General features: G+C 71.2%; 24 protein-coding genes and 1 pseudogene. 14 read left to right on the top strand and 11 right to left on the bottom strand.

Going from position 1 to position 25,675, the window contains the following annotated elements:
- Positions 1–210 precede the first annotated feature (210 nt).
- A complete protein-coding gene (locus tag ACFQUZ_RS18265) occupies positions 211–1,470 on the top strand; it encodes an amidohydrolase (protein ID WP_377443651.1) in 1,260 nt (419 codons plus the stop codon).
- A 108-nt stretch (positions 1,471–1,578) separates the two neighbouring features.
- Here the strand turns inward: ACFQUZ_RS18265 and ACFQUZ_RS18260 are convergent, their stop codons facing one another.
- A complete protein-coding gene (locus ACFQUZ_RS18260) occupies positions 1,579–2,571 on the bottom strand; it encodes a DUF4349 domain-containing protein (RefSeq protein WP_377443649.1) in 993 nt (330 codons plus the stop codon).
- A 111-nt stretch (positions 2,572–2,682) separates the two neighbouring features.
- On the opposite strand from ACFQUZ_RS18260, the gene ACFQUZ_RS18255 reads away from it, so the two are divergent.
- The 3 genes from ACFQUZ_RS18255 to ACFQUZ_RS18245 all read left to right on the top strand — a co-directional run bounded on the left by ACFQUZ_RS18255 (position 2,683) and on the right by ACFQUZ_RS18245 (position 5,375).
- On the top strand, positions 2,683–3,315 hold the full coding sequence (locus ACFQUZ_RS18255; protein WP_377443648.1) for an MBL fold metallo-hydrolase: 633 nt from the start codon (positions 2,683–2,685) through the stop codon (positions 3,313–3,315).
- Positions 3,315–4,241, top strand: a complete 927-nt coding sequence (locus tag ACFQUZ_RS18250; RefSeq protein WP_377443646.1) for a hypothetical protein — start codon at positions 3,315–3,317, stop codon at positions 4,239–4,241. The genes ACFQUZ_RS18255 and ACFQUZ_RS18250 overlap by 1 nt, the downstream gene beginning before the upstream one ends.
- Before the next feature lie 141 nt (positions 4,242–4,382).
- A complete protein-coding gene (locus ACFQUZ_RS18245) occupies positions 4,383–5,375 on the top strand; it encodes a GNAT family N-acetyltransferase (RefSeq protein ID WP_377443644.1) in 993 nt (330 codons plus the stop codon).
- Positions 5,376–5,454: 79 nt separating this feature from the next.
- Here ACFQUZ_RS18245 and ACFQUZ_RS18240 read toward each other — a convergent pair whose 3' ends face one another.
- Positions 5,455–5,910 (bottom strand): gamma-glutamylcyclotransferase, encoded by a 456-nt coding sequence (locus ACFQUZ_RS18240; protein ID WP_377443642.1) that lies wholly within the window; start codon positions 5,908–5,910, stop codon positions 5,455–5,457.
- 94 nt (positions 5,911–6,004) lie between these two features.
- Here ACFQUZ_RS18240 and ACFQUZ_RS18235 point away from each other — a divergent pair, with 94 nt between their 5' ends.
- Positions 6,005–7,408 carry an NAD(P)H-quinone dehydrogenase gene (locus ACFQUZ_RS18235; RefSeq protein ID WP_377443641.1) on the top strand — a complete coding sequence of 468 codons (1,404 nt, stop codon included), beginning with the start codon at positions 6,005–6,007 and terminating at the stop codon, positions 7,406–7,408.
- Here ACFQUZ_RS18235 and ACFQUZ_RS18230 read toward each other — a convergent pair.
- Entirely contained in the window at positions 7,335–8,078 is a 744-nt protein-coding gene (locus tag ACFQUZ_RS18230) for a DedA family protein (RefSeq protein WP_377443639.1), read from the bottom strand. The genes ACFQUZ_RS18235 and ACFQUZ_RS18230 overlap by 74 nt on opposite strands.
- Before the next feature lie 454 nt (positions 8,079–8,532).
- The gene (locus tag ACFQUZ_RS18225; RefSeq protein WP_377443637.1) at positions 8,533–9,183 is read right to left on the bottom strand and encodes a formylglycine-generating enzyme family protein; all 651 of its coding nucleotides are present in this window, start codon (positions 9,181–9,183) and stop codon (positions 8,533–8,535) included.
- A gap of 350 nt (positions 9,184–9,533) precedes the next feature.
- Between ACFQUZ_RS18225 and thrS the strand changes: the two genes are divergently transcribed.
- Positions 9,534–10,721 carry a threonine--tRNA ligase gene (gene thrS, locus ACFQUZ_RS18220; RefSeq protein ID WP_377443635.1) on the top strand — a complete coding sequence of 396 codons (1,188 nt, stop codon included), beginning with the start codon at positions 9,534–9,536 and terminating at the stop codon, positions 10,719–10,721.
- A gap of 308 nt (positions 10,722–11,029) precedes the next feature.
- Here the strand turns inward: thrS and ACFQUZ_RS18215 are convergent.
- The 4 genes and pseudogenes from ACFQUZ_RS18215 to ACFQUZ_RS18200 form a co-directional block, all read right to left on the bottom strand.
- A pseudogene (locus tag ACFQUZ_RS18215) lies at positions 11,030–12,998 on the bottom strand (ABC transporter ATP-binding protein); the annotation flags it as partial.
- Positions 12,999–13,165: 167 nt separating this feature from the next.
- On the bottom strand, positions 13,166–14,899 hold the full coding sequence (locus tag ACFQUZ_RS18210) for an ABC transporter ATP-binding protein (RefSeq protein WP_377443633.1): 1,734 nt from the start codon (positions 14,897–14,899) through the stop codon (positions 13,166–13,168).
- Entirely contained in the window at positions 14,893–15,396 is a 504-nt protein-coding gene (locus ACFQUZ_RS18205) for a MarR family winged helix-turn-helix transcriptional regulator (protein ID WP_377443631.1), read from the bottom strand. The genes ACFQUZ_RS18210 and ACFQUZ_RS18205 overlap by 7 nt, the downstream gene beginning before the upstream one ends.
- A 36-nt stretch (positions 15,397–15,432) precedes the next feature.
- The gene (locus ACFQUZ_RS18200; protein ID WP_377443630.1) at positions 15,433–15,876 is read right to left on the bottom strand and encodes a DoxX family membrane protein; all 444 of its coding nucleotides are present in this window, start codon (positions 15,874–15,876) and stop codon (positions 15,433–15,435) included.
- A gap of 89 nt (positions 15,877–15,965) precedes the next feature.
- Between ACFQUZ_RS18200 and ACFQUZ_RS18195 the strand changes: the two genes are divergently transcribed.
- Positions 15,966–16,511 (top strand): TetR/AcrR family transcriptional regulator, encoded by a 546-nt coding sequence (locus tag ACFQUZ_RS18195; RefSeq protein WP_377443628.1) that lies wholly within the window; start codon positions 15,966–15,968, stop codon positions 16,509–16,511.
- A 50-nt stretch (positions 16,512–16,561) separates the two neighbouring features.
- Here the strand turns inward: ACFQUZ_RS18195 and ACFQUZ_RS18190 are convergent, their stop codons facing one another.
- Together ACFQUZ_RS18190 and ACFQUZ_RS18185 are read right to left on the bottom strand one after the other, a co-directional pair.
- The gene (locus tag ACFQUZ_RS18190; RefSeq protein WP_377443626.1) at positions 16,562–18,001 is read right to left on the bottom strand and encodes a GuaB1 family IMP dehydrogenase-related protein; all 1,440 of its coding nucleotides are present in this window, start codon (positions 17,999–18,001) and stop codon (positions 16,562–16,564) included.
- 57 nt (positions 18,002–18,058) lie between these two features.
- The gene (locus ACFQUZ_RS18185; RefSeq protein ID WP_377443753.1) at positions 18,059–18,655 is read right to left on the bottom strand and encodes a LysE/ArgO family amino acid transporter; all 597 of its coding nucleotides are present in this window, start codon (positions 18,653–18,655) and stop codon (positions 18,059–18,061) included.
- A 91-nt stretch (positions 18,656–18,746) separates the two neighbouring features.
- Here ACFQUZ_RS18185 and ACFQUZ_RS18180 point away from each other — a divergent pair, with 91 nt between their 5' ends.
- Entirely contained in the window at positions 18,747–19,643 is an 897-nt protein-coding gene (locus ACFQUZ_RS18180; protein ID WP_377443624.1) for a LysR family transcriptional regulator ArgP, read from the top strand.
- Here ACFQUZ_RS18180 and ACFQUZ_RS18175 read toward each other — a convergent pair.
- Positions 19,636–21,402, bottom strand: coding sequence for a biotin carboxylase N-terminal domain-containing protein (locus ACFQUZ_RS18175; RefSeq protein ID WP_377443622.1), 1,767 nt, complete (start codon positions 21,400–21,402; stop codon positions 19,636–19,638). The two genes, ACFQUZ_RS18180 and ACFQUZ_RS18175, sit on opposite strands and share 8 nt — an antisense overlap.
- 212 nt (positions 21,403–21,614) lie before the next feature.
- Here ACFQUZ_RS18175 and ACFQUZ_RS18170 point away from each other — a divergent pair, with 212 nt between their 5' ends.
- The 6 genes from ACFQUZ_RS18170 to ACFQUZ_RS18145 all read left to right on the top strand — a co-directional run bounded on the left by ACFQUZ_RS18170 (position 21,615) and on the right by ACFQUZ_RS18145 (position 25,674).
- Positions 21,615–22,097, top strand: a complete 483-nt coding sequence (locus ACFQUZ_RS18170) for a MarR family winged helix-turn-helix transcriptional regulator (protein WP_377443620.1) — start codon at positions 21,615–21,617, stop codon at positions 22,095–22,097.
- A 110-nt stretch (positions 22,098–22,207) separates the two neighbouring features.
- A complete protein-coding gene (locus ACFQUZ_RS18165) occupies positions 22,208–22,528 on the top strand; it encodes a DMT family transporter (RefSeq protein ID WP_377443618.1) in 321 nt (106 codons plus the stop codon).
- 38 nt (positions 22,529–22,566) lie between these two features.
- Positions 22,567–22,950: a DMT family transporter gene (locus ACFQUZ_RS18160; RefSeq protein ID WP_377443617.1), complete on the top strand. Its 384-nt coding sequence runs from the start codon at positions 22,567–22,569 to the stop codon at positions 22,948–22,950.
- A gap of 109 nt (positions 22,951–23,059) precedes the next feature.
- The gene (locus tag ACFQUZ_RS18155; protein ID WP_377443615.1) at positions 23,060–23,743 is read left to right on the top strand and encodes a PadR family transcriptional regulator; all 684 of its coding nucleotides are present in this window, start codon (positions 23,060–23,062) and stop codon (positions 23,741–23,743) included.
- A gap of 197 nt (positions 23,744–23,940) precedes the next feature.
- Positions 23,941–24,897 (top strand): ATP-binding cassette domain-containing protein, encoded by a 957-nt coding sequence (locus ACFQUZ_RS18150; protein WP_377443613.1) that lies wholly within the window; start codon positions 23,941–23,943, stop codon positions 24,895–24,897.
- Positions 24,898–24,909: 12 nt separating this feature from the next.
- Complete coding sequence (locus ACFQUZ_RS18145) at positions 24,910–25,674, top strand: ABC transporter permease (protein WP_377443611.1); 765 nt, start codon at positions 24,910–24,912, stop codon at positions 25,672–25,674.
- Position 25,675 lies beyond the last annotated feature (1 nt).

The following is a 25,675-nucleotide window of genomic DNA, read 5'->3' as shown; positions in this document are numbered from 1 at the left end:
CCGTTGTAGGAGGTGGGGGGCGAGATGTCAGCGTTGGAAGACCGGTCGGGCCCGGCTCCACGCGTGACCGAACGCTCCCACCAGGGTATACGTGACGCTCTGCGGTCCGACCGCTACGGGAACGACGTTGCGCAGCGTCACCGTCGGAGGTCTAGGCTGTCTGCTGTTGTTCCGAATGATCCATCCGTCTCTAGTGAACGAGATTCCGACGTGACGAGTGCGTTGACCCTGCCCATGAGTAGCCCGCTGGCGTCGTCCTGGCCCGAGCCCCCGCCCGGTGCCCAGCCGCTGCCGCTCGATCTTGACCAGCTGCTCGCCCTTCGGGTACCGGATCTCATCGCCACCCGTCGGTTCATCCACGCCCATCCGGAACTCTCCGGTCAGGAGTACGAGACCGCCGCGCTGATCGCCCGCGAGCTTGCCCAGGCGGGGCTGTCGCCTCGGTTGTTGCCCAAGGGCAACGGCGTGCTCTGTGACATCGACGGGCGCCCCGACGGACCGGTGGTCGCACTGCGTGCCGACATCGACGCGCTGCCGCTCTCCGACGCCAAGGACGTGCCGTACCGGTCGACCGTGGACGGGGTGTGTCACGCCTGCGGCCATGACGTCCACACCACCGTGCTGCTCGGGGTGGGCATGCTGCTGGCCAGGCTCGCCGACCGGGGCGAGTTGCCGGGCCGGGTCCGGCTGATCTTCCAGCCGGCCGAGGAGATCCTGCCCTGTGGCTCGCTCGAGGTGATCGAAGCGGGTGGGCTGCAGGACGTCACTCAGATCTTCGCGGTGCACTGCGACCCGAACCTGCCGGTCGGACAGGTCGGCCTCCGGGTCGGGCCGATCACCGCGGCCGCTGACAACGTCACGGTCAAGCTGACGGGGCCGGGCGGTCACACCGCTCGGCCGCACCTGACGGTGGATCTGGTGGACGCCCTCGGGCGGCTGGTTACCGAGGTGCCCGCGCTGGTCAGCCGCCGGGTGCCGGCCAACAGCGGATTGCTGCTCGTCTTCGGCCAGGCGTCCGCGGGGACCCGATACAACGTGATCCCGACCGAAGCGGTGGCCTCCGGCACGCTGCGCGTGCTCGACCGGGACACCTGGGACAAGGCGCCAAAGATCGTCGCTCAGGTGGTGCAGGACGTCATCGCCCCGACCGGGGCGACCGTCGACATCGAGTACCTGCGCGGCCGGCCGCCAGTGATCAACGACGCGCGGGCGATCCGGGTGCTGAACGCGGCGACCGCCGCGGCGTTGGGGCCCACCGGCATCGCGGAAACGCCGCAGAGCATGGGCGGCGAGGACTTCTCCTGGTACCTGGAGTACGTCCCCGGCGCCCTCGCCCGGTTGGGGGTGGGTCGCAGCACGGCGAACGCGGACCTGCATCGGGCCACCTTCGACGTGGACGAGCAGGCCATCCCGGCCGGCATCCGCCTGCTGGTGAACGCCGCCCTCAAGGCCCTGACCCTCCCCACCTGACCTGCCCCCTCCTCTCGGGTTGATCAAGAGGTTCGCGTCACGGAAGCGCGCTTCCGTGACGCGAACCTCTTGATCAACCCGGGTGGGGGTGGGGAGCGGGACGCCGGGTTAGTCGCTGTGGGGGGTGCGGGCGGCGGGGACAGCCGGGCCGGCCGGCGCGGGTGCGGCGGGGACAGCCGGGGTGGGGGACGATCGGCGCCGGAGGCGACGGATCAACCAGAGCACCGCGAGCGCCGGCAACCCCAGCACGACGGCGAACGGCAGCACCGCGCCGAGCACCAGGAGCAGCACCTGGACGACGGTGACAAGCGCGGACCAGCCGCCACCCAACCCGGCCAGGAAGCTCGGGTCCTGCTTCTCCGGCGCGGCGGCCGGCGCGCCCCGCTCCAGCAACTCGACGGTTACCGTGGACAGCGCGACCAGGTCGGCGAGCCGGCGCTTCTTCGCTTCCAGCGAGGCCAGGTCGGCCTCCCGCTTGGCCAGCTCGCTCTCCAGCGACACCAGCTCGGCCAGGGTCTTGGCCTCGGCGAGCAGCCGCCGCCCGCTGTTCACCCTCGCCTGCTGGGTGGCGATCCGGGCATCCAGGTCGACGATCTCCTCGGTGACGTCCTGGCTGTTCAGGTCGCGCCGTTCGGGCTCGCCGAGACCGGCCAACTGGTCCACCACCTGGTGGAACCTGTCGGCCGGCACCCGCAGTTCCAGCGTGGCCCGCTCCTCGGACCCGTCGTCGGAGCGCCGGTCCGCGCCCACGAAACCACCGACGCCGGTGACGATCGCGGTGGCCCGCGACGCGGCGGCGGGTACGTCGTCGACGCGTACCGCCATGGAGCCGGTGTAGACGATGCTCAGGTTCGGCGCCCGTACGTCGGCCGCCTTGCCCTGCTCCGTCGCCTTGCCCTGCTCCGCCGGGCCGCCCTGCTCCGCCGGGCCGCCCTGCTCCGGCCGTCCGGCGCCCGCGTCGGCCTGCCCGGCGGGCGGCTGGGCCGGCGCTACCGCCGCCGAGTCGTCCGAACTGTTGTCTCCGCCCGCGCTGCAGCCCCCCACCACCAGGGCCATCGCCAGTCCCACGACGCCCAGCGCCGCGGTCGTTCTCCCCCGCATGCCGTCCTCCTCGGTTCGGGTACGTGTCGTTGCCTCAGACGTCTCGCAAGGGGTTCGCCGTTCCGGCAGACTCGCGGGAGGACATCACGATTCAGCGTTGGAGGAGTCACGATGAGATTGACCAAGCACTCCCATGCCTGCCTGCGATTCGAGCACGACGGCGGGGTGCTGGTCATCGACCCGGGCCTGTTCACCGAGCCCGCCGTGCTGGATGGGGCGGACGCGGTGCTGGTCACCCACGAGCATCCGGACCACCTGGACGTCGAGGCGATCGCCACGGCCGCCGGGCGCCGGCCCGGCCTCACCGTGTACGGCCATCCGGACGTCCTAGCCAAGGTGGACGGTACGGACGCGGTGCGGCAGCCGGTGTCCGCCGGCGAGTCGTTCACCGCGGCGGGTGTGCCGGTACGCGCGTACGGCGGGCAGCACGCGGTGATCCATCCGGACATCCCTCGGCTGGTCAACCTGGGTTACCTGATCGACGACCGGGTCTACCACCCGGGCGACTCGTTCGCGGCGCCCGAGGACGCCCCGGTGGACACGTTGTTCGTGCCGATCCACGCGCCCTGGCTCAAGATCTCCGAGGCGGTCGACTTCGTCCGCGCGGTGCGCCCCCGGCGGGCGTTCGCGCTGCATGACGGCCTGCTGAACGAGGCCGGTCTGGGCTTCACCAACGCCAACCTGGCCCGCCTGGCGCAGTGCGAGTACGCCCGGATCGAGCCGGGCTCCGTCGTACCCGACTGATGGCGAAGGTCTCCGCGGACCTGGTGGAGCGGTTGTACGCCGCGCATCCGGAGGGGTTCATCGCGGCGCGGGGTGAGGCGGCGGCTGCGGCGCGGGCCGCCGGCGACACCGCTGGTGCCAAAGAGATCGGCCGGCTCAAGAAGCCGACCGTGGCGGCCTGGCTGGTCAATCTGCTGGCCATCCGGCGTCCGGAGCTGATGGCCGAACTGGCCGAACTGGCCGCCGCGCTCCGTTCCGCACAGCGCGACCTGCGCGGGTCGCAACTGCGTGAGCTGTCCAGCCAGCGGCGAGGAGCGGTGACCGCCCTGGTCGACGAGGCACGGTCGCTCGCTGTCGAGGAGGACCCGGGCCTGTCCGGGAGCAAGCTGCCGCTGGGCGAGGTGGAGGCGACGCTGAACGCGGCACTGTCCGACGCCGAGGTCGCCGAGCAGGTCCGGTCCGGCCGGCTGATCCGGGCCACCAGCTACGCGGGATTCGGGGAGGTGCCCCGACCGCAGCTACGGCTGGTGACCGGTGGACCCGAGACCGACGTGCCGGCCGAGGAGCGGCGCCGCTCCGGGGGCCGCGATGCCGACGGCGACGGCGGCGCGGCGGACGCCGACCGCAAGCGCCGCGCGGCCGAGCGGGCCCGGCAGCGCCGGGAGCTGAGCCGTGAGTTGACGGCGGCCCGGCGGGAGCTGAGCCGGGCCGAGTCGGCGTTGGACCGCGCCGGGGACAGCGAACGGGACGGCGCCGCCAAGCTGGCCGACATCGAGGCCGAGCTGGCCGAACTGGAGCGACGACGGGCCGCCGCCGAGGCCGAGCTGAGCCGGCGCAAGCTGGCCCGCAAGGGCGCCGAGCGCGAGGTCACCGCGGCCCGTCGCCGGGCGGGCGAGGTGGAGGCGGCCGTCGAGGCGCTGGACGCCGACGCCGAGGACGACCGGTAGCCGGACCGGCCACGACAACCGCCGCTTCCCGTGACGGCGGCTTCCCGTGACGGCCACTTCGCGTGACGGCCGTCTGCCGTCACTCGTCGCGCCCGCGCCGATCGCCGATTGCCGGTCGGAAATTGGGCGGCGCACCGGCCCGTGAGGGAGTTGAATGCCGACGTGGAGTTTCCCGACGGCTGGCAGGTGCGCCGGCCCACCCTCGACGACGTGCCGGAGATCCTGGCCATGGCGCAGGCGGCCTGCCTGGCCGCCACCGGGCAGCCCGAGTTCACCGACCAGGAGGTGCGCGAGGCGCTCACCGCCGGGCAGGCCGATCCGGCCCGGGACTCCTGGCTGGCCATCGACCCGGCGGGGGCGGTCGCCGGCTGGGCCTACCTCGACGGGCCGGACGACGACGCCGAGGAGTTCGTCGAGGTGTTCGTCCGGCCAGACGGCGGCGCGCCGGCGCTCGCCCCCCTGCTGCAGCGCCAGTTGCTCCGGGTGGCCGAGCGGGCGGTCGACCTGGGTCACCCGCGGATGACGGTACGGGCCGGAGCGGTACCCACCGAACGGGACTGGATCTCGGTGCTGCGCGCCGCCGGGTTCGCCTTCGTGAAACGGAGCGCCCGGATGCGTCGTGCCCTGGACGACGTGTCGGCCGAGCCGCCGCCACCGCCACCGGGCATGCTTATCCGGCCGGTGAACCCGGACGACGAGGCCGAGCTGCGGCTGGTGCACGACATCCTGGAGACGGCGTTCCGGGACGCGCCGGACCACTCGCCGACGCCGTACGACCGGTGGCGGGCGGACCTCGCTGCGCTGCCTAACGTGGCCTGGGACGAGTGGTTCCTGGCCCACGTCGACGGCGTGCCGGCGGGCGCTCTCCAGTCCTCCGACCAGCAGGTCGACAATGGCGAGGGCTGGGTCAAGCGGCTCGCCGTGCTTCGGGCGTACCGGCGGCGTGGGGTGGGTGGGGCGTTGTTGCGCCGGGCGTTCGCCGCGTACGCGGGGAAGGGTCGGACCCACGCGGGACTCGGTGTGGACCTGAGCAACCCGACCGAGGCCGTCCGGTTGTACCGCGCGGTGGGGATGACGGCCGAGTACGAGGCGGACATCTTCGAAAGATCGGTGGAGCCGGGCGTGGCGGCGTAGTCGGGCGTGGCGGCGGAGCCGGGCCGGGCGTGGCGGTGTCGCCGGGTCAGGCGGGCGAACCGGCGCAACCGGGTGCGGGTCAGGCGGACGCGGTGCCGGTGGGTCGGTCGCGCAGCTCGGCCACGTAGTCGTCGGGCGCGCCGGCCTTCTCCGCGGCGTTCGCGATCTCCGACAGGTACCACGAGGTGGGCAGGCCTCCCTCGTACCCGTCGAAGACGTAGATCCATGCCGTGACCTCGCCGTCCAGCGTGACCACACGCACATGGAGCTTCCGGTAAGTTCCCGCGGTGACGCCTTCGATATCGTCGAGCTGGCTGGCGTCACCCGGGTGGACGTCGTAGAGGGCGACGAACACCCGGTCGCCGGGGGACTCGACCACCGTGGTCACCGCGCCCTCCCAGCCGAGTTCCCCGTCCCCGGCGAAGGTGAGCCGCCAGCCCTCCAGCCAGCCGGTGCCCACCATCGGCGAGTGCGGGCAGTAGGCCCGCATGCGGGCGGGGTCGAGGTTTGAGCCGTACGCGGCGTACAGACGCACGGCGACGACGATAGCCCGCGGGGCGGGTGGGGGAGAATACGACGGTGCGTGTCGACGAGAAAGTTCCAGCGAGCAGTGACGGAGGGTGGACGCGGTGAGCCAGATCGTGATCATCGGCGGTGGCCCCGCCGGTTACGAGGCGGCCCTGGTGGCCGCCCAACTGGACGCCGAGGTCACCGTGGTGGAGGCCGAGGGGGCCGGTGGGGCGTGCGTTCTCTCCGACTGCGTTCCGTCGAAGACCTTCATCGCCAGCTCGGAGGTGGTCACCGGCTATCGGGACACCGAGGAGTTCGGGATCGACTCGGACGGGCTGGAGGCGGTCACCGTCGACGCGGCGGCGGTGCACGCGCGGGTCAAGCGGCTCGCCCTGGCACAGTCCGCGGACATCCACGCCAAGCTGCTCAAGGCCGGGGTCACCGTGGTCACCGGCCAAGCCCGGCTCGGCGAGGACACGCTGGGTCACACCCACCGCGTGGTGGTCACTCCAGCCGACGGCGGTGATCCGTACCCGGTCGACGCGGCAACCGTGCTCATCGCGACCGGCGCGACTCCCCGGGTGCTGCCCACCGCGGTGCCGGACGGGGAACGGATCCTCACCTGGCGCCAGGTGTACGACCTGCCCGAGCTGCCCGAGCACCTGGTGGTCATCGGGTCCGGCGTGACCGGTGCCGAGTTCGCCAGCGCCTATCTGGCCATGGGGGTCGAGGTGACGCTGGTGTCCAGCCGGGACCGGGTGATGCCGCACGAGGACGCCGACGCCGCGATGGCCATCGAGCAGGTGTTCCGGGCGCGCGGCATGAGCATCCTGAACAACTCCCGGGCCAACGCCGTGCGCCGGGTGGACGGCGGTGTCGAGGTCGAACTCTCCGACGGTCGCACCGTGTCCGGCTCGCACGCGCTGATGGCGGTCGGTTCCATCCCCAACACCGCGGACCTCGGCCTGGCCGAGTACGGCGTCGAGGTGGCCCAGGGCGGGTACGTCACGGTGGACCGGGTGTCCCGCACCAACGTGCCGGGCGTCTACGCCGCTGGTGACTGCACCGGCGTGCTGCCCCTGGCCAGCGTCGCGGCGATGCAGGGCCGGATCGCCATGTGGCACGCGCTGGGGGAGGCGGTCTCGCCACTGCGGCTGCGGACCGTGTCGGCAAACGTCTTCACCGATCCGGAACTGGCCACGGTCGGCGTGTCGCAGGACGAGGTGGACTCCGGCAAGACGCCGGCCCGGCAGATCATGCTGCCGCTGGCGGGCAATGCCCGGGCCAAGATGGCCGACCTGCGGGACGGCTTCGTCAAGTTGTTCTGCCGGCCGGCCAGCGGTCAGGTGATCGGTGGCGTGGTGGTGGCGCCCAAGGCCAGCGAGCTGATCCTGCCGATCACGATGGCGGTGGAGAACCATCTGACGGTCAACCAGCTCGCCTACACGATCACGATCTATCCGTCGTTGTCCGGATCGCTGACCGAGGCGGCCCGTCAGTTGATGTTGCACGAGCCGGAGTAGCGGGACCGGGTCCGCCGCCGTCGGGCCCGGCATCGACGTCGCCGGTGGCCGGCGCGGGTCCGTGGGTGTCGTCGTCCGAGGTGCCCGTACGCCGGCCGGCGAGCACCGTGAGCGCCCAGCCGAGGGTGGCGAAGGTGCCGGCCGCCGCGGTGGCCACCAGCGCCAGCCGCCAGCCCGATCCGGCGACGGCGGTGCCGCCCAGGTTGCCCACCAGGCCGCCGTAGCCGGCCCAGCCGAGCGCCGCCAGCGCCTCGAAGCCCAGGAACGATCGGACCGGATACCGGGTCCGACCGGCGTGGAAGCAGGCGGTCATCCGGCCGCCCGGCACGAACCGGCACACCAGCAGCGTCAGTGGCCCGGGGCGGCGTAGCACCCCGGCGAGTCGGGTGGCCCGGCCGCGCCGGACGTGCCGGGGCCGGTAGCCGCCGGGTTCGCCGTGCGGTCGGGCCCGGCCGAGCAGGTAGCAGCAGAGGTCGCCGGCGATCACGCCGACCGCGGCGACGGCGATCGTCGAGGGCAGGCTCAGCTGGCCGTACGCGGTGAGCGCGCCCGCGGTGATCATCAGCGCCTGGGTGGGCACCAGCGGGACGAAGGCGTCCAGCACCAGCAGGCCGAGCAGCAGCAGGTACGCGTACATCGGCATGCTGGCAGTGCTCAGCAGTTCTGGCACGGTGGCCGCCTTCGGCGGGTACGGATGGCGTGTCTCGATGGTGGACCGTCGTCCTTCGCCCGATCGACCGGCCCACCTGGAGGTGACGCCGGACACGCGTCCCCATGCCACCCAAGCGCGGCGTCGAAACCGCCGTCGCGGGTAGGCGGCGCGTCCCTCGACCGGCGTACCGTGGGGGCAGGTGCGCGCGGGCGACGGCGGGTCCCCCGTTTCGGACGTCGCTGACGCGCCCCGGGCCGTCGGCGGGTCCCGCGCCGGCGGCCCGCGCCACGGCCGTTCCGCGCCCGCCGTCTGTTCCGCGCCCGCGGTCTGTCCACGCTGCGACTCGACTCGACTCGACTCGACTCGGCCCGACCCGACCCGGCCCGGCCCGGCCCGACCCGACCCGGCCCGGCCCGGCCCGACCCGACCCGGCCCGGCCCGGCCCGGCCGTGCCAGCGTCGGCGGTCTCGGCTCAGTCCGCGCCCGAGCGGACGACGCGGAACCCCACGTCGTCGGTGTGGAAGGTCGGATGGCTGCGCCGCCGCACGGAGGCGCGGCAACTCCAGTGTTCGTCGAACCATCCGCCGCCGCGCAGCACCCGGTAGCTCCCGTACACCTCGGCGTCGTAGATGTCCCAGCACCAGTTCCACACGTTGCCCAGCATGTCGTACAGGCCCCACGGGTTGGGTCGCTTGCCGCCCACGTCGTGGATCCGCTCGCCGGAGTTGCCGCGGTACCAGGCGATCTCGTCAAGCGGGCCGTAGCGAGGTCCGGTGGTGCCGGCGCGGCAGGCGTACTCCCATTCGGCCTCGGTGGGCAGCCGGTAGCCGTCGGCGGAGGTGTCCCAGTCGACCCCTTCCCCGTCGGCGTGTGCGTGGTACACGGGGGTCAACCCCTCCCGGACCGACCGGGCGTTGCAGAACTGGATCGCGTCCCACCAGGACACGCTTTCGACGGGCAGCGCATCACCCCGGAACGCACTCGGGCGTTCCCCGGTAACCAGCTCGTACTCGGTCTGGGTGACCGGATGGACCGCGATCCGGTACGGCCGCAGCTCGACCGTCCAGCTGCGCTGGGTCCGCCGGTCCGACAGCGTCACCCGCCCCGCCGGGATGCTGATCATCGCTCACCAATCCAACCTGTGCGGATCATGGACACGTACCGTCGTATCCGAACGGAAAGTGTCCATGATCTGTGCGCGGCGGGCCGCCACGGGTCTCGGCCTATCCGCGGTAAATGCCTTGCGACGGGATACCCGGCCGCCTAGCGTCCGGGACATGGTTAACGCGGCAATGGTCACGACGACGCCGGGAATCCCCGGCGTGCCGCGCTGACGCATCCGTCACACAGGCCCCGGGACGATCCGTTCCGGGGCTTCGTCGTTCTCTCGACCGGGGCGCGGATCCGGAGCGGGGCCGGCAGCGCGCGGGACGCGCGGGTCGGCTGCTCCGGGCGTACCCGAAGGAGAACATGATGATCGACCACCGCAAGCTCGGCCGCGAGCTGGGCCTGTTCCACAGCGATCCGCTGAGCGGCGCCGGCCTGCCGATCTGGCTGCCGGCCGGCGCGGCGGCCCGGCACGCCGTCGAGGAGTACGTCCGGGAACTGGAACGCCGGGCCGGCTACCAGCACGTCTACTCGCCACCGCTGGGTAGGCGGGAACTCTTCGAACTCTCCGGACATCTGGGCTACTTCACCGACGACATGTTCCCCGGCATGCGGCTGTCGGAGGACGACGAACTGCTGCTGCGGCCGGCGCTCTGTCCACACCACGCGTTGGTGTACCGGGCGCGCGGCCGGTCCTATCGCGAGTTGCCGCTGCGGATCGCCGAGATCGGCGGCCAGTACCGCTCGGAGCGCTCCGGCGTGCTCGGCGGCCTGAGCCGGGTCCGGGCGATGAACCTGAACGACTCGCACAACTTCTGCGCCCTCGACCAGGTCGGGGCGGAGGTGGCCGAGGTGCTCGACCTGATCCGGCAGGCCCACGCCGCGCTCGGGGTGCGGCCCGCCGGGTTCCGGCTGTCGCTGCGCGGGCCGGGGGAGAAGTACGTGGGCGACGACGACCAGTGGCGCCGGGCGGAGGACCTGCTGCGGGCCGCGTTGGCCGGCTCCGACTACGAGGAGGGGCCCGGGGAGGCGGCGTTCTACGGTCCGAAGATCGACATACAGGTCGTGGACGCGGCGGGTCGGGAGCAGACCCTGTCCACCGTGCAACTCGACTTCGACAAGCCGGAACGGTTCGACCTGTCCTACGTCGACTCCGCCGGCGGCCGGCAGCGTCCGGTGATGGTGCACCGCAGTCTCGTGGGGAGCATGGAACGGCTGTTCGCGTACCTGATCGAGGAGCATGCCGGCGCGTTCCCGGCGTGGTACGCCCCGGTGCAGGTGGTGGCGTTGCCGGTGGGGCCGGAGCAGGTCGACGCCGCCGCCGGATTCGTGCGGGAGTGCGTCGCCGCCGGGCTGCGTGCCGAACTCGCGGTCGACGGCTCGCTCGGTGCCCGGATCCGGCGGGCGGCAAAGGTGCCACACCTCGCGGTGCTGGGTGCCCGGGAGGTGGACGCGGGGGAGGTGGCGCTGCGGTTGCGGGACGGCCGGAACCTGCCGCCGATGCCGGTCGCCGAGGCCCGCCGTTTCATCACCGCCGCCACCACTCCCGCCTAACCCCGCCCCACCCCCTGACCCTCCCCGCGATCTTGAAGTTTGGGCTGGCTATTCGCGTCTTTCGCCGCTTATTCCGGAGCCGCAACTACAAGATCTGCGGGGAGCGAGGCCCTAGGGGCCGATCGGGGCCTTGGGGCGTACCTCCGTGGTTTCCGTGTCGCTCTCACCCGAGCCGCCTTCGGCCGAGCCGCCCGCGCGGCGTGGGCCGCCCGGCGTGACGCCGGGCACCGCCCCGGCCGGCACCGCCCCGGCCGGCACCGCCCCGGCCGGTCCCCCTCCGGTCGGCAGTTCGGCGTCGAGATCGACCGCGGCCTGGGTGAACTGGGCCTGGTACAACCGGTGGTAGGCGCCCCGCGCGGCGAGCAGTTCGTCGTGCGTCCCCTGCTCCACGATCCGGCCCTGCTCCATCACCAGGATCAGGTCGGCGTCGCGGATGGTGGAGAGCCGGTGCGCGATCACGAAGCTGGTCCGGTCGGTTCGCAGGGCCGCCATCGCGTGCTGGAGCAACACCTCCGTGCGGGTGTCCACCGAACTGGTCGCCTCGTCGAGGATGAGCAGCGCGGGGTCGGCGAGGAAGGCCCGGGCGATCGTGATCAGTTGCCGCTCGCCGACGCTGACGTTGTTGCCCTCCTCGTCGATCACGGTGTCATAGCCCTCTGGGAGGCTGCGTACGAACCGGTCCACGAACGTCGCCCGGGCGGCCGCGAGGATCTGCTCCTCGCTCGCCTCGGGATTGCCGTACGCGATGTTCTCCCGGATCGTCCCACCGAACAGCCAGGCGTCCTGCAGCACCATGCCGATCGTCCCGCGCAACTCGTCCCGGCGCATGGCGGTGATGTCGACACCGTCCAGCGTGATCCGGCCGGCGTCCAGTTCGTAGAACCGCATGATCAGGTTGACCAGGGTGGTCTTGCCCGCGCCGGTCGGACCGACGATCGCCACCGTGTGGCCCGGCTCGGCGACCAGCGAAAGGTCCTCGATCAACGGCTTGTCCGGCTCGTACCGGAACGAGACGCGCTCGAACTCCACCCGGCCGTGCGGGTCGCTCACCCGGGCCGCGACGCTCGGGTCGGGACGCTGTTCGCCGGCGTCCAACACGGCGAACACCCGCTCCGCGGAGGCCACCCCGGACTGGAGCAGGTTCGCCATCGAGGCCACCTGGGTCAGCGGCTGGGTGAACTGCCGGGAGTACTGGATGAACGCCTGCACCTCACCGAGGGTCATCGCCCCGGAGGTCACCCGCAGCCCGCCGACGACCGCGATCGCCACGTAACTGAGGTTCCCGATGAACATCATCGCCGGCATGATGATTCCCGACACGAACTGGGCACCGAAGCTGGCCCGGAACAGCTCCTCGTTCTTGTCGGCGAAGGCCGCCTCCACCTCCCGCTGCCGGCCGAAGACCTTCACCAGTTCGTGCCCGGTGTACGCCTCCTCGATCTGGGCGTTCAACGCCCCGGTGTGCGTCCACTGCGCGATGAACTGCTTCTGCGAGCGCTTCGCGATCCGCTGCGTGACCAGCACCGACAACGGCACGGCGACCAGCGCGATAAGCGCCAGCAACGGGGACACCACGAACATCATCACGAGTACGCCGACCACGGTGAGCAGCGACGTGAGCAACTGGCTCAGGGTCTGCTGGAGACTCTGCCCGACGTTGTCGATGTCGTTGGTGACCCGACTGAGCAACTCGCCGCGCGGTTGCCGGTCGAAGTACGGCAACGGCAGGCGGTTGAGCTTGTCCTCGACGTCCGCCCGCAGCCGCAGGATGGCCCGTTGCACCACTCCGGTGAGCAGGTAGCCCTGCCACCAGCCGAGCAGGCTGGATACGACAAACAGGCCGAGAGCCAGCGCCAGCACCTGGGACAGCAGGGGAAAGTCGATCCCGACCCCGGGCACCACGTGCATCCCGGAGAGCATGTCGGCGAACGTGCCGTTGCCCGACACCCGAGCGCCTTCGGCGGCCTGCTCCGCGGTCGTCCCCGGCGGCAGCTGCTTGCCGATGACGCCGGAGAAGATGATGTCGGTGGCCCAGCCGAGGACCCGTGGCCCGATGACGCTGAGGCCCACGCTGATCACCGCGAGGCCGATGATGACGACCAGGCTCAGCCGGTACGGCGCGAGCAGGCCGAGCAGCCGTCGGGCCGACGGGCCGAAGGTCATCGGCTTCTCGGTCGGCATCCCGGCGCTCATCCAGTGGCCGCGCCGCGCCTGCGTACCGGCCTCCGGAAGGCGCCTCGGCGTGGCTTCGTCGGTGCGTTCGGTGCGTTCGCTCATGCCGGGCTGGCTGGGCATGGGCTCACGGCCCTCGCTTCGCTCGGTGCGTTCGCTCATGCCGGGCTGGCTGGGCATGGGCTCACGGCCCTCGCTTCGCTCGGTGCGTTCGCTCATGCCGGGCTGGCTGGGCATGGGCTCACGGCCCTCGCTTCGCTCGGTGCGTTCGCTCATGCCGGCACCGCCGTGGTCTGCTGGGACGCCACGATCTCGGCGTACGTTGGACAACTGTCGAGCAGTTCGTCGTGCCGGCCGCGGCCCACGATGGCGCCGTCCTCCAACACGATGATCTGGTCGGCGTCGATGATCGTGGAGACCCGCTGCGCGACGATCACCACCGTGGCGTCGGCGGTAACCGGTGCCAGGGCGGCCCGCAGCCGGGCGTCCGTGCCCAGATCCAGGGCCGAGAACGAGTCGTCGAACAGGTAGATCTCCGGTCGGCGGACCAGGGCCCTGGCGATCGCCAGGCGTTGTCGCTGCCCGCCGGAAACGTTGGTGCCGCCCTGGGCGATCGGCGCGTTCAGTCCCTCCGGTAGCGCCGCGACGAAGTCGCGGGCCTGAGCGACCGTCAGCGCCGCCCACAGTTCCTCGGCGGTGGCGTCCGAGTTGCCGTACCGGAGGTTGCTGGCGATCGTGCCGGTGAACAGGTACGGCCGTTGCGGCACCAGCCCGATGCGGCGCCACAACACTTCCGGGTCCAGGTCGCGGACGTCCACTCCGTCGACAAGCACCTGACCGCGGGTGGTGTCGAAGAGCCGGGGTACCAGGGAGACGAGTGTGGTTTTCCCGGCGCCGGTGCTGCCGATGATCGCGGTGGTCTGCCCGGCGGTGGCCCGGAACGAGATGTCCCGCAGCACCGGGGCGACCGCGCCGGGGTACTGGAACTCCACGCCACGCAGTTCGAGTTCGCCGTGACCGGTGACATCGGTGACCGGCCGGCTGGCCGGGACGACCGAGGACCTCGTGTCCAGCACCTCGGTGATCCGTTCTGCGCAGACCGCCGCGCGCGGCACCATCATCATCATGAAGCTGGCCATCATGACCGCCATCAGGATCTGCATCAGGTAGGCGAGGAAGGCGGTCAGCGCGCCGACCTGGATCTGGCCGGCGTCGACCCGGCCCGCCCCAAACCACAGCACCGCGATGCTGGAGGTGTTGAGCACCAACATCACTACTGGGAAGATCAGGGCCATCAACCGGCCGGTACGCACGGCGGTGGCGGTCAGTTCGGCGTTCGCGACGCCGAAACGCTCCGTCTCGTACGGCTCCCGGACGAATGCCCGGACCACCCGGATGCCCATGATCTGCTCGCGCAGCACCCGGTTCACCGTGTCGATTCGGGTCTGCATGAGCCGGAACTGCGGCATCATCTGCCGGATGATCGCGCCGATCGCGAGGGCCAGCACGGGCACGCTGATGACCATGAGCCAGGACAGGCCGAGGTCCTCACGGAGCGCCATGATCACGCCCCCGATCATCATGATCGGGGCGGCCACCAGCATCGTGCAGGACATCAGCACGAGCATCTGCACCTGCTGCACGTCGTTGGTGTTGCGGGTGATCAGGGACGGGGCACCGAACTGGGCCACCTCCCGGGCCGAGAACGTGCCGACGCGGCCGAAGATGGCGGCCCGTACGTCGCGGCCGAAGGCCATCGCGGTGCGGGCGCCGAGGTAGACGGCGGCGATCGAGCAGGCGATCTGCACCAGGCTTACCAGCAGCATCCAGCCGCCGGTGGTGACGATGTAGCCGGTGTCGCCGAGCGCGATGCCCCGGTCGATGATGTCGGCGTTCAGGCTCGGCAGGTAGAGCGACGCGATGGTGCCGACCAGTTGGAGCAGCACCACACCGGCGAGCGGCGCACGGTAGGGCCGAAGGTTGGTGCGCAGCAGGCGAGTCAGCACGGTTCACCGCCCGGCGTCCGCCCGCCCCGGAGATGTGCCTCGATCACTGTCGGGTCCTCTCCCTCGGAGGTGGCTTGGATCAGTTCGAGGAGGAACTCGCGGATCACGGCCGCCTTGGCCGGGTCGGCGTCGACCGAGGTGAGCGGCCGGTCGGTGGAGATGACGCCGAGCAGTTCCCGGGCGTGCCGTTCGCCCTCGCTGGTCAGCGCGAGATGCACCGCCCGCCGGTCGGCCGCGTCGCGGCGCCGCTCGACCAGGCCGCTGCGTTCCAGCGTGTCGACGATGCCGGTCAGTGTGGCCGGTCGGACGTAACAGACCTCGGCCATCCGCCGGTGTGTCATGTGCCCACCCTGGGCGAGGGTGAACAGCACGGACATCCCGGCGGGGGTCAGCCCGTGATGCTCGGCGAGGTATCGGCTCCAGCGTTGGGACATCAAGCGGGCGGCAAGGTCGATCAGCCGGCCGAGCGGAAAGTCCCGGGGGGTGAGCAGCTCCACGCGGCTAGATTAGCCCCCTCACCATTAGGGGCCAAACTAATATCCGACGACCACCGCCACAGCGGCGGCCAGGAATACCGCCTGGAGCAGGGTGCGCAGCGGCAGTGGCGTTACCGGACGGCCACCCAGGGTGAGGTGGCGGCGGGCCGCGGAGACGTTGGCCGGGAACATGGCGATCATGAGCAGGGCGAGCCCCCCGGCGGCGAGCCGGGCGGTGGCCGGGACTAGCAGCCCGGCCGCGCCGGCCAGTTCGAGTACGCCGGTGATCGTGACCAGCAGGTCGGGCCGCGGCATTCGGGGTGGCACCATGGCCACCAGGTCGTCCCGTCGGCCCACGAAGTGCGCCAGGCCGGTGACGACGAACATCACCGCCAGGCCGACCCGGAGGGCGGGGTGCCAGCCGTCCAGGGGATCGACACCGACCAGGCCCGCCAGCCGGGCCAGCAGGAATCCGCCGATCAGGGCGATGAGGGGTGCCATCGGGCCGCTCCATCCGTCGCGTCAATCTTGTCGCTGACAAGACTGGTCCGGATGACGCATCTTGTCAACGACAAGATATGGTGACGGGCATGACACCGCGTGCGTACCACCACGGAGACCTACGGCGAGCGGTGCTCGCGGCGGCGGTCGAAGCGGTCGAGGAAACCGGCGTCGCCGCACTCAGCCTTCGCGACCTGGCCCGCCGGGCGGGCGTGTCGCACGCGGCGCCGGCCCACCACTTCGGCGACAAGGCCGGGCTGCTCACGGCCCTCGCGGCCGAGGGCTTCAACCGGCTCGCCGAGAGGTTACGGTCGGCCGGGGACGACCTGCTCGCGGCCGGCATGGCCTATGTCGATTTCGCCGCCCGGCACCGGGCCCACTTCGAGGTGATGTTCCGGCCGGAGCTGTACCGGGCGGACGACCCCGAGGTCGTGGCCGCGCGGACCCGTGCCGGACAGGCGCTGCGGGCCCGGGTCGACGGCCTGGCCGGCGGCGACCCGGACCGGGACGCCCTCGCCGCCTGGTCCATCGCGCACGGGTTCGCGTCACTCTGGCTCGCCGGCGCGTTGCCGGAACCGGTAGGCCCCGATCCGGCGGTCGCCGCCCGGCCGGTCCTCCGCCGCCTCTTCGAATGAATGGACGTCCGGACGGCGCCGCCCGGCCCGACGAGAGGCGGGCCGGGCCGTCACCAACTCGTCGGCAGCGGCATCCCTTCGGTGTACCCGGCTGTGCTCTGCACCCCGACCAGCGCACGCTCGTGGAACTCGGCGAGGTTCGCCGCACCCGCGTAGGTGCAGGCGCTGCGGATCCCCGCGACGATCTCGTCGATCAGGTCCTCCACCCCCGGGCGGTGCGGGTCCAGGTGCATCCGGGCCGACGAGATGCCCTCCTCGAAGATCGCCTTGCGGGCCCGCTCGAACGGGCTGTCGTCGCCGGTCCGGGCACTGACCGCCCGTGCCGAGGCCATCCCGAAGCTCTCCTTGTAGCGGCGGCCGTCCGGATCGACGTACAGGTCACCGGGGGACTCGTAGGTGCCGGCGAACCAGGAACCGATCATCACGTTGGACGCTCCGGCGGCCAGTGCCAGCGCCACGTCGCGCGGGTGGCGGACCCCGCCGTCCGCCCAGACGTGCCGGCCCACCCGGGCCGCCTCGGCGGCGCACTCCAGCACGGCGGAGAACTGCGGCCGGCCCACCCCGGTCATCATCCGGGTGGTGCACATCGCGCCGGGGCCGACGCCGACCTTCACGATGTCCGCGCCGGCGTCAACCAGGTCCCGTACCCCGTCGGCGGTCACCACGTTGCCCGCGACGACCGGGACCGGCGGGTCGACCTTGCGGACGGCCCGCAGCGCCGAGATCATCCGTTCCTGGTGGCCGTGCGCCGTGTCGACGACGAGCGTGTCCACGCCGGCTTCGACAAGCGCGGCGGCCTTGCCCGTCACGTCGCCATTGATGCCGATGGCGGCCGCCACCCGCAACTGTCGGTCGCTGTCGAGCGCCGGCCGGTAGAGGGTGGCTCGCAGGGCGCCCTTGCGGGTCAGCACCCCGACCAGCCGACCGTCCGAGTCCACCACCGGAGCCAGCCGGCGCCGCCCCGCGGAGAGCCGGTCGAAGCCGGTTCGTGGATCGGCCTCGGCCGGTACGGTGTGCAGCTCGGTGGACATCACGTGTCGGAGCTGGGCGAACCGGTCCTCACCCTCGGTGTCCGCCTCGGTGACCACGCCGAGCGGCCGGCCGTCCGGGTCGATCACCACGACGGCGCCGTGTGCGCGCTTGGGCAGTAGGTGGATTGCGTCACCGACGGTATCCGTCGGCCCGAGGGTGATCGCGGTGTCGTGCACCAGGTGCCGGCGCTTCACCCAGGAGATCACCTCGGCCACCACGTCGATCGGGATGTCCTGCGGCAGCACGGTCAGCGCGCCGCGCCGGGCCGTCGTCTCGGCCATCCGGCGCCCGGCGACCGCCGTCATGTTGGCGACCACCAGCGGGATCGTGGTGCCGGTGCCGTCGGAGGTGGACAGGTCGACGTCGAGCCGGGACCCGATCTCGGAGCGGGCCGGGGCCATGAAGACGTCGCTGTAGGTCAGATCGTGCGCGGGAGCCGCGCCGGAGATGAACCGCACCCGGCCATCATCGCCGGTCGGCACCGGACTCGCTCTGCGATGGTTAGGTATCCCACGTCAACCGACGAGCAGTGACACGGCGAGTGCCGCCATCAGCACCGCGATCACGCCGTCCAGCACCCGCCACGCCGCGGGCCGGGCAAGCACCGGCGCCAGCCGGTGGGCGCCGACGCCGAGCGCGGTGAACCACACCGCGCTGGCCAGCGCCGAGCCGACGCCGAACAACCAACGGTACGGGTGCCGCTGGGCCACCGAGCCGATCAGCAGCACTGTGTCCAGGTAGACGTGCGGGTTGAGATAGGTGAAGGCCAGGCAGGTCAGCAGCGTCGCACGCAGCGCGGCGGGGGGCCGGTCCGCGGGTACGAGAGAGGTGGGGCGCAACGCCCGGCGGGCGGCCAGTACCGCGTACCCGGCGAGGAAGGCCGCGCCCAGCCAGCGGACCGCGAGCATCGCGGTGGGCCGCTCCGTCACCAGCGCACCCAACCCGGCGATGCCCACCGATATCAGCAGGGCGTCGGAGACCGCACAGGTCAACACCACCGGCAGCACGTGTTCCCGGCGCAGTCCCTGACGTAGGACGAAGGCGTTCTGGGCGCCTATCGCCACGATCAGGGCGAGCGTCACCGAGAAGCCGGCGACCATCGAATTGATCATGAGTTGGGTACGGGGTGGGTCACGAGGCGACGGTAGGCCGGTCCGCCATCGCATTCCAGCTAACCTTTCTATGGGTCATTAAGCTGAGCTTATGGTTGACCTTGACTCCAGTCAGCTCCGCACCCTCGCCGTGGTGGTGGCGGAGGGCAGCTTCGAGGCCGCCGCTCAGGCCCTGCACGTCACCCCCTCGGCGGTCAGCCAGCGGATCAAGGCGCTCGAAGCGGCCGTCGGTCAGGTGTTGGTCCGCCGTTCCCGGCCATCCCGGGTGACCGACGCCGGCAAGCCGCTGCTCCGGCTCGCCGGACAGTTCGCACTCCTCGAACGGGAGGCGCTGGACGCCGCCAGGATCGCGCCGGCCGGGGGTCCCGACTGGACCAGGGTGGCCCTCGTGGTGAACGCCGACTCCCTCGCCACCTGGTTTCTCGACGCGTTGGCCCGGCTACCGGCGGAGCCTCGGCTCGCCTTCGAGATTCACACCAACGACGAGGGGCACACGGCGGAACTGCTGCGGGACGGCACGGCGATGGCGGCGGTCACCGCGGAGAGCGAGCCCGTGCAGGGCTGCCGGGTCGAACGGTTGGGTGCCATGCGGTACCTCGCCGTGGCCGCGCCGGCGCTGGCCGACCGGTACTTCGCGGACGGATTGACCCCCGACGCCCTCGCCGCCGCGCCGGTGATGGTCTACGACCGGCGGGACCAGACGCAGCACCGGTTCATCCGGGCGGTGACGGGCCGCCTGCTGGATCCCCCGGTGCGGTACGTCCCGTCAGTCCCCGGCTTCAGCGAGGCGATCCGGCTGGGCCTGGGCTGGGGGTTGGTCCCGGAAGCCCTGGCCCGCCCGGACCTGGCCGGTGGGCGGTGCGTCGACCTCGCTCCCGGCCGGCACGTCGACGTGCCGCTGTACTGGCAACACTGGCGGCTGGACTCGGTGGTGCTGCGCTCCCTCGCCGACGCGGTCCGGGAAGCGGCGGCGGTCGCCCTCAGGTGATTGCGCAGATGGCGGCGCCAGCGGTGATGACGGCGCCGACCTCGGCACTCAGGCCACCCACCACACCGCCCTTGTGCGCGTGCAGCGGCTGCTCCATCTTCATCGCCTCCAACACCACCACCAGGTCGCCCTCGGCCACCGTGTCACCCTCGGCCACGGCGATCTTGACGATGGTGCCCTGCATCGGCGAGGTCAACGTGTCACCGCCGGCCGCCGCCCCCGCCTTCGAACCCCTGCCACGCCGGGCCGGCTTCCGGGCGCCGGGGGCGCCTCCGGGGCCGGCCACGGTGGTCGTACCGGCGCCGAGGCCCGCGGGAAGGGTGACCTCCAGCCGCTTGCCGCCAACCTCGACCACCACGGTCTCGCGCTCCGCCGGCGCGTCGGCCCCACCCGCGCCCCCGGTGTACGCCGGCACGGTGTTGGCGAACTCGGTCTCGATCCACCGGGTGTGCACGGCGAACGGCGCACCGGTGAACGCCGGGTCGCGAACCACCAGCCGGTGGAACGGCAGCGCCGTGGCCATGCCCTCGACCACCATCTCGTCCAGCGCCCGGCGGGCCCGCTCCAGCGCCTCGGTACGGGTTTCGCCGGTAATGATCACCTTGGCCAGTAGCGAGTCGAAGTTGCCGCCGATGACGTCTCCGGCGGAGATGCCGGTGTCCACCCGGACCCCGGGGCCGGTCGGCAGCCGCAACTCGGTCACCGTGCCGGGGGCAGGCAGGAAGTTGCGGCCCGGGTCCTCGCCGTTGATCCGGAACTCGATCGAGTGACCTCGCGGCGTCGGGTCGGCGCCGAGCCGGAGTTTCTCCCCGTCGGCGATCCGGAACTGTTCGCGGACCAGGTCGATCCCGGCGGTCTCCTCGGTGACCGGGTGTTCCACCTGGAGGCGGGTGTTGACCTCCAGGAACGAGATGGTGCCGTCGGCGCCGACCAGGTATTCCACGGTGCCCGCACCGTGGTAGCCGGCCTCGCGGCAGATCGCCTTGGCGCTGTCGTGGATCTGTCCCCGCTGCTCGTCGGTGAGGAACGGCGCCGGCGCCTCCTCGACCAGCTTCTGGTGCCGGCGCTGCAACGAGCAGTCCCGGGTGCCGACCACCACGACGTTGCCGTGCTGGTCGGCCAACACCTGCGCCTCGACGTGCCGCGGCTTGTCCAGGTAACGCTCGACGAAGCATTCGCCCCGACCGAACGCGGCCACCGCCTCCCGGGTGGCCGACTCGAACAGCGCCGGGATCTCCTCCATCGTCCGGGCCACCTTGAGCCCGCGACCGCCGCCACCGAACGCGGCCTTGATGGCGACCGGCAGGCCGTGGTCGACGGCGAACGCGATCACCTCGTCCGGGCCACCCACCGGGTCCGGGGTGCCGGGTACCAGTGGCGCGCCGGCCCGCTGCGCGATGTGCCGCGCGGTCACCTTGTCACCCAGGTCGCGGATCGCCTGCGGGGTGGGGCCGATCCAGGTGAGACCGGCGTCGATCACCGCCTCGGCGAAGTCGGCGTTCTCGGACAGGAAGCCGTAACCGGGGTGTACGGCGTCGGCGTCGGCCCGGGCGGCGACGTCCAGCAGTTTGTCGATCCGGAGGTACGTGTCGGTGGCCGAGTCGCCGCTCAGCGCGTACGCCTCGTCGGCCAGGGTGACGTGCAACGCGTCCCGGTCGGAGTCCGCGTACACGGCCACGCTGCTCAGCCCAGCGTCCCGGCAGGCGCGGATGACCCGTACGGCGATCTCGCCCCGGTTGGCGATGAGTACCTTGCGCACGGCGGGGGTTCCCCTTCTTCCGGCGAGGAGTGGACGTTACTGCCCGGGAGTGTATCGGTCTACTTGATCAACTTAACGATGGCTCGGTGTGATCTGAACGGGATGCGTCATCGGTGACCGTCATTATTCGTGGAGTTCGCCCCGGGGTGGACGGGTCGTTCCGCCGGTCGGGGTGACTTGCGGAGCGGATTGGCGGGCGCTACGGTATTTGCATGTACATGCAGTCGTCCTCCGGTGAGACCCCGGTCAGTGATGCCGGCCTGAGTGCCGCGTGGTCACGGGTCGCCGCGTTCGCTTCCGCGGTCGACGCCGACCTGGACAGGTGGCTCGCGGATGCGTACCGGGTCGGGCTCACGGAGTTCCGCGCCCTCGCCCTCCTCGGTCAGGCGACGGACAAGGAGTTGCGGGTCAATGACCTCGCGCAGCGGGTCGGGTTGAGTCAGAGTTCGGTGACCCGGTTGGTGAGCCGCCTGGAGGCGAAGGGGCTCGCGCGTCGGGACCTCTGCCCGGATGACGGGCGTGGTGTCTACGCGGTCCTCTCCGGGGAGGGTGAGACGTTGCTGCGTGAGGTGCGGGAGCCCTACGAGCGGCGGGTTCGGGAGCTGTTGAGTCAGGCGTCCGGGCATTTTCCGCACCTCGACCTGGGGCAGCTCGGCCTCGCTCTCGGTGCGGTCAGGGCCCTCGTCGCGGACTGACTGCCAGGGTCCGTGGTGGCGGGTTCGCGACCACGCGCTCCTATACCTGCATGTACATGCATTGGAATTCCCATCGGAAAGGGCGCCATGGACTCGAAAGGAAGACCATCATGAGCTGGCTCTACCTGGGCATCGCCGTCATCTTCGAAGTCGCCGTAGGCATCCTCGCCAGCAAGGCGCAGGGCTTCACGAAACCAGGCTGGACGATCGGCACCCTGGTCAGCGGTGCGATCGCCACCTTCTTCCTCAGCCTCGCGCTGCTCACCTTCGACGTCGGCGTCGGCTATGCCATCTGGACCAGCGTGGCCGGGGTCGGGATCGTCATCGTCGGCGCGCTCTTCCTCAACCAGCGCCTGAACTGGAAGAAGGCCCTCGGCATCGCCGTGGTCATCGCCGGCGTCGTCGGCCTCCAGCTCAGCGGAGCAGCGTGAACCGTCGCACCCCCACCAACCTGAAAGGACGAGATGCGATGACCACCACCGCGAACACCAGGAAGGCCGGCCCCTGGCTGGTGCTGCTGTTGGCCGGAGCCTTCGAGGTCGGCTACGCGCTCAGTGTGGCGGGCAGCGAGGGCTTCACCATCCTCGGATGGTCGATCTCCGCCGCCATCTTCTTCCTGCTGACCCTGTTCTGCCTCAGCGTCGCCCTCAAGGCGATCGACGTCGGCATCGGCTACGCCGTCTGGGCCGGTATCGGCGCCGTCGGCGCGGCACTTCTCGGACCGGTCTTCTTCGACGAGGTGCTGAGCCCGGTCCGCGCCTCCTGGCTGGCCGTCATCATCGGCGGGGTCGTCTGGCTCAAGCTCGCCGACAGCCCGCGGAGCCGGCGGAGTCCGGCCGAGGTGACGGCGTAGCGCCCGTCCCGACAGGAAGGGCGGTTGTCCCCGCTGCCGGCGCGCGGCACCGCGCGCCAGCAGCGGGGACAACCGCCCGCTACTCAAATTTGGCTATTACGCTTGACGGGTGTCTGCCACCCGAATGATGATCCTCGGCCTGGTCAAGTGGATGCAGCCGGTGCACGGCTACGACGTGCGCCGTGAGCTGCTGAGCTGGAACGCCGACAAGTGGGCAAATGTCCAGCCCGGTTCGATCTATCACGCGCTGCGCAAACTGACCGAGGAGGAACTGCTGCGCGCGGTCGCGACCGAGCAGGTCGGCGCCCGGCCGGCGCGGACCACGTACGAGATCACCAACAAGGGCATCGACGCGTTCGAGGGGATGCTCCGGGAACTGTGGTGGGAGTTGCGCCAACCGGCTGACCCGTTTCTCGCCGCGTTCTCCTTCCTGCCCGTGCTGCCTCGGGAGGAGGCGGTGGCCGCATTACGTAACCGGGCCCGGATGCTCGCCGCCAGCGTGGCTTCCGTACAGGCGTCGGTGGAGTCGTTCTGGATTCAATCGAAGCCAACCAATGTCGCCTGGATGATGGAGTTGTGGATCGCGCGGGGTGAGGCCGAGGCGGCCTGGTGCGAGCGGGTCGCCGACCAGATCGAGGCGGGAGTGTCGTACCTGCCTGTTGAACTGTCACCGGGCGAAGGCTGGGCCGGTTGGCGGGACCAGGTGCGCCAGGGCGCGACGGCCGAGGGGCCGGGTGCCGCCGACGGCCCGGCTTCCGGCGCCGGGGGCGCGAACGCCGACAGCTCCCGCTGATCCAGTTCAACCGTTAATATTCAAGCTTGACCAACGAAGCTATATCGCGTTAGCGTGCTCCGCGACGCGATTGGGGTTGGGCGCCACTGGCGTGGCCCCGGGATCACCGTCGACCCCGACGGCCGTCAGGAGCGGCCCGGCGGTGTCGACGAATGCGGCCAGCGACCGGCGCCGGCCCGGCCAGACCAGGAGCAGAGATGATCGAGACCAAAGGGCTGCGGAAGTCGTTCCGCTCCCGGCAGGGACGGGAAAAGAAAGAGGTGGAGGCCGTCCGCGGCGTCGACCTGCTGGTGCGGGAAGGGGAGATCTTCGGCTTCCTCGGACCGAACGGTGCAGGCAAGACCACCACCCTGCGGATGCTCGCCACCCTGATCGAACCGGATGGTGGCGAGGCCGTCATCGCCGGCGCCAACCTGCGTACCGACCCGGCCGAGGTACGCCGCCGGATCGGTTACGTCGCCCAGGGCGGCAGCACCTGGGACGACTCGACCGCCCGTGAGGAACTGGTGCTCCAGGCCCGGATGTACGGACTGGGCAAGGCGGAGGCCCGGGAACGAGCCGACCGGGCCCTGGCCGCCTTCCAGCTCAGCGAGTACGCCGACCGCAAGTGCAAGACCTACTCGGGTGGGCAGCGGCGGCGGGTGGACATCGCGCTCGGCATCATCCACGAGCCGCGCATCGTCTTCCTGGACGAGCCGACCACCGGGCTCGACCCACAGAGCAGGGCACACATGTGGGACGAGATCCGCCGGCTCCGCGCCGAAGGCATGACGGTCTTCATCACCACGCACTACCTCGACGAGGCCGACGCGCTGTGCGACCGCATCGCGATCATGGATCACGGCGAGATCGTCGCCGAGGGCACGCCGGCCACGCTCAAGCGGGAGATCTCCGGGGACATCGTCGAGATCGGCATCCGGGGGCAGGCGGCACGCGGCGCTGAGGTGCTGGACACCCAGCCGTACGTGACCAAGTTGGAGACACCCGACGAGGGCGGCCTGCGGCTGTTCGTCGACGACGGGGCGGTCGCCATTCCGCAGATCCTGCGCGCGTTGGACGGCGCCGGGATCGAGCTTGAGACGATCGGCCTGCACCGGCCCAGTCTCGACGACGTGTTCCTCACCAAGACCGGCCGCTCCCTGCGGGAAAGCTGAAAGGCACCGATCATGAAACTCGCCCGGGACACCTGGCTGATCTTTCAGCGGCAGATCATGCTGTTGCTGCGCAACCCCGTCTGGATCTTCGTCGGCGTCTTCCAGCCGGTGATGTACCTGCTCCTCTTCGCGCCGCTGCTCAAGCCGGCGCTGGCTCCCCTCGGCGCGACCACGGACGCGGAGACCTACCGCATCTTCGTGCCCGGTCTGCTGGTGCTGCTGGCCATCTTCGGCGGCCTCTTCCAGGGCTTCGGACTGATCGCCGAGCTGCGCGCCGGAGTCATCGAGCGGTCCCGGGTCACCCCGGTCAGCCGGTTCGCCCTGCTGCTCGGCCGTTCCCTGCGCGACGTCGTCTCGCTGCTGGCCCAGGCAGTGATCATCACGCTGCTGGCACTCGCCTTCGGGCTGCGTGTCCACCTCGGAAACCTGCTGCTGGCGTACCTGCTGCTGGCCCTCATCGCGCTGATGACCTCGGCCGTCTCCTACGCGGTCGCCCTGATCACCAAGAGCGAGGACGCCCTCGCCCCGCTGATGAACACCGTCGCGCAGCCGGTCCTGCTGCTCTCCGGCATCCTGCTGCCGCTCGCCTTCGCACCGACATGGCTCCAGCGGATCGCCGACTGGAACCCGTTCTCCTGGGCGGTCGACGGCGCCCGCGCGCTGTTCGCGGGCGACATCGGAGACAACTCGGTGTGGCAAGGGCTGGTCGTGGTGGGCGTTATCGCGGTGCTGGCCGTGGTCTGGGCCGCCCGGGAGTTCGCCCGCAGCGTCCGCTGAA

The organism is Plantactinospora sp. GCM10030261 (genome assembly GCF_042666615.1).
Lineage (GTDB): Bacteria > Actinomycetota > Actinomycetes > Mycobacteriales > Micromonosporaceae > KBS50.
Note: the sequence above shows the minus strand (reverse complement) of the source record. Positions and strands in the feature narration are given on the sequence as shown.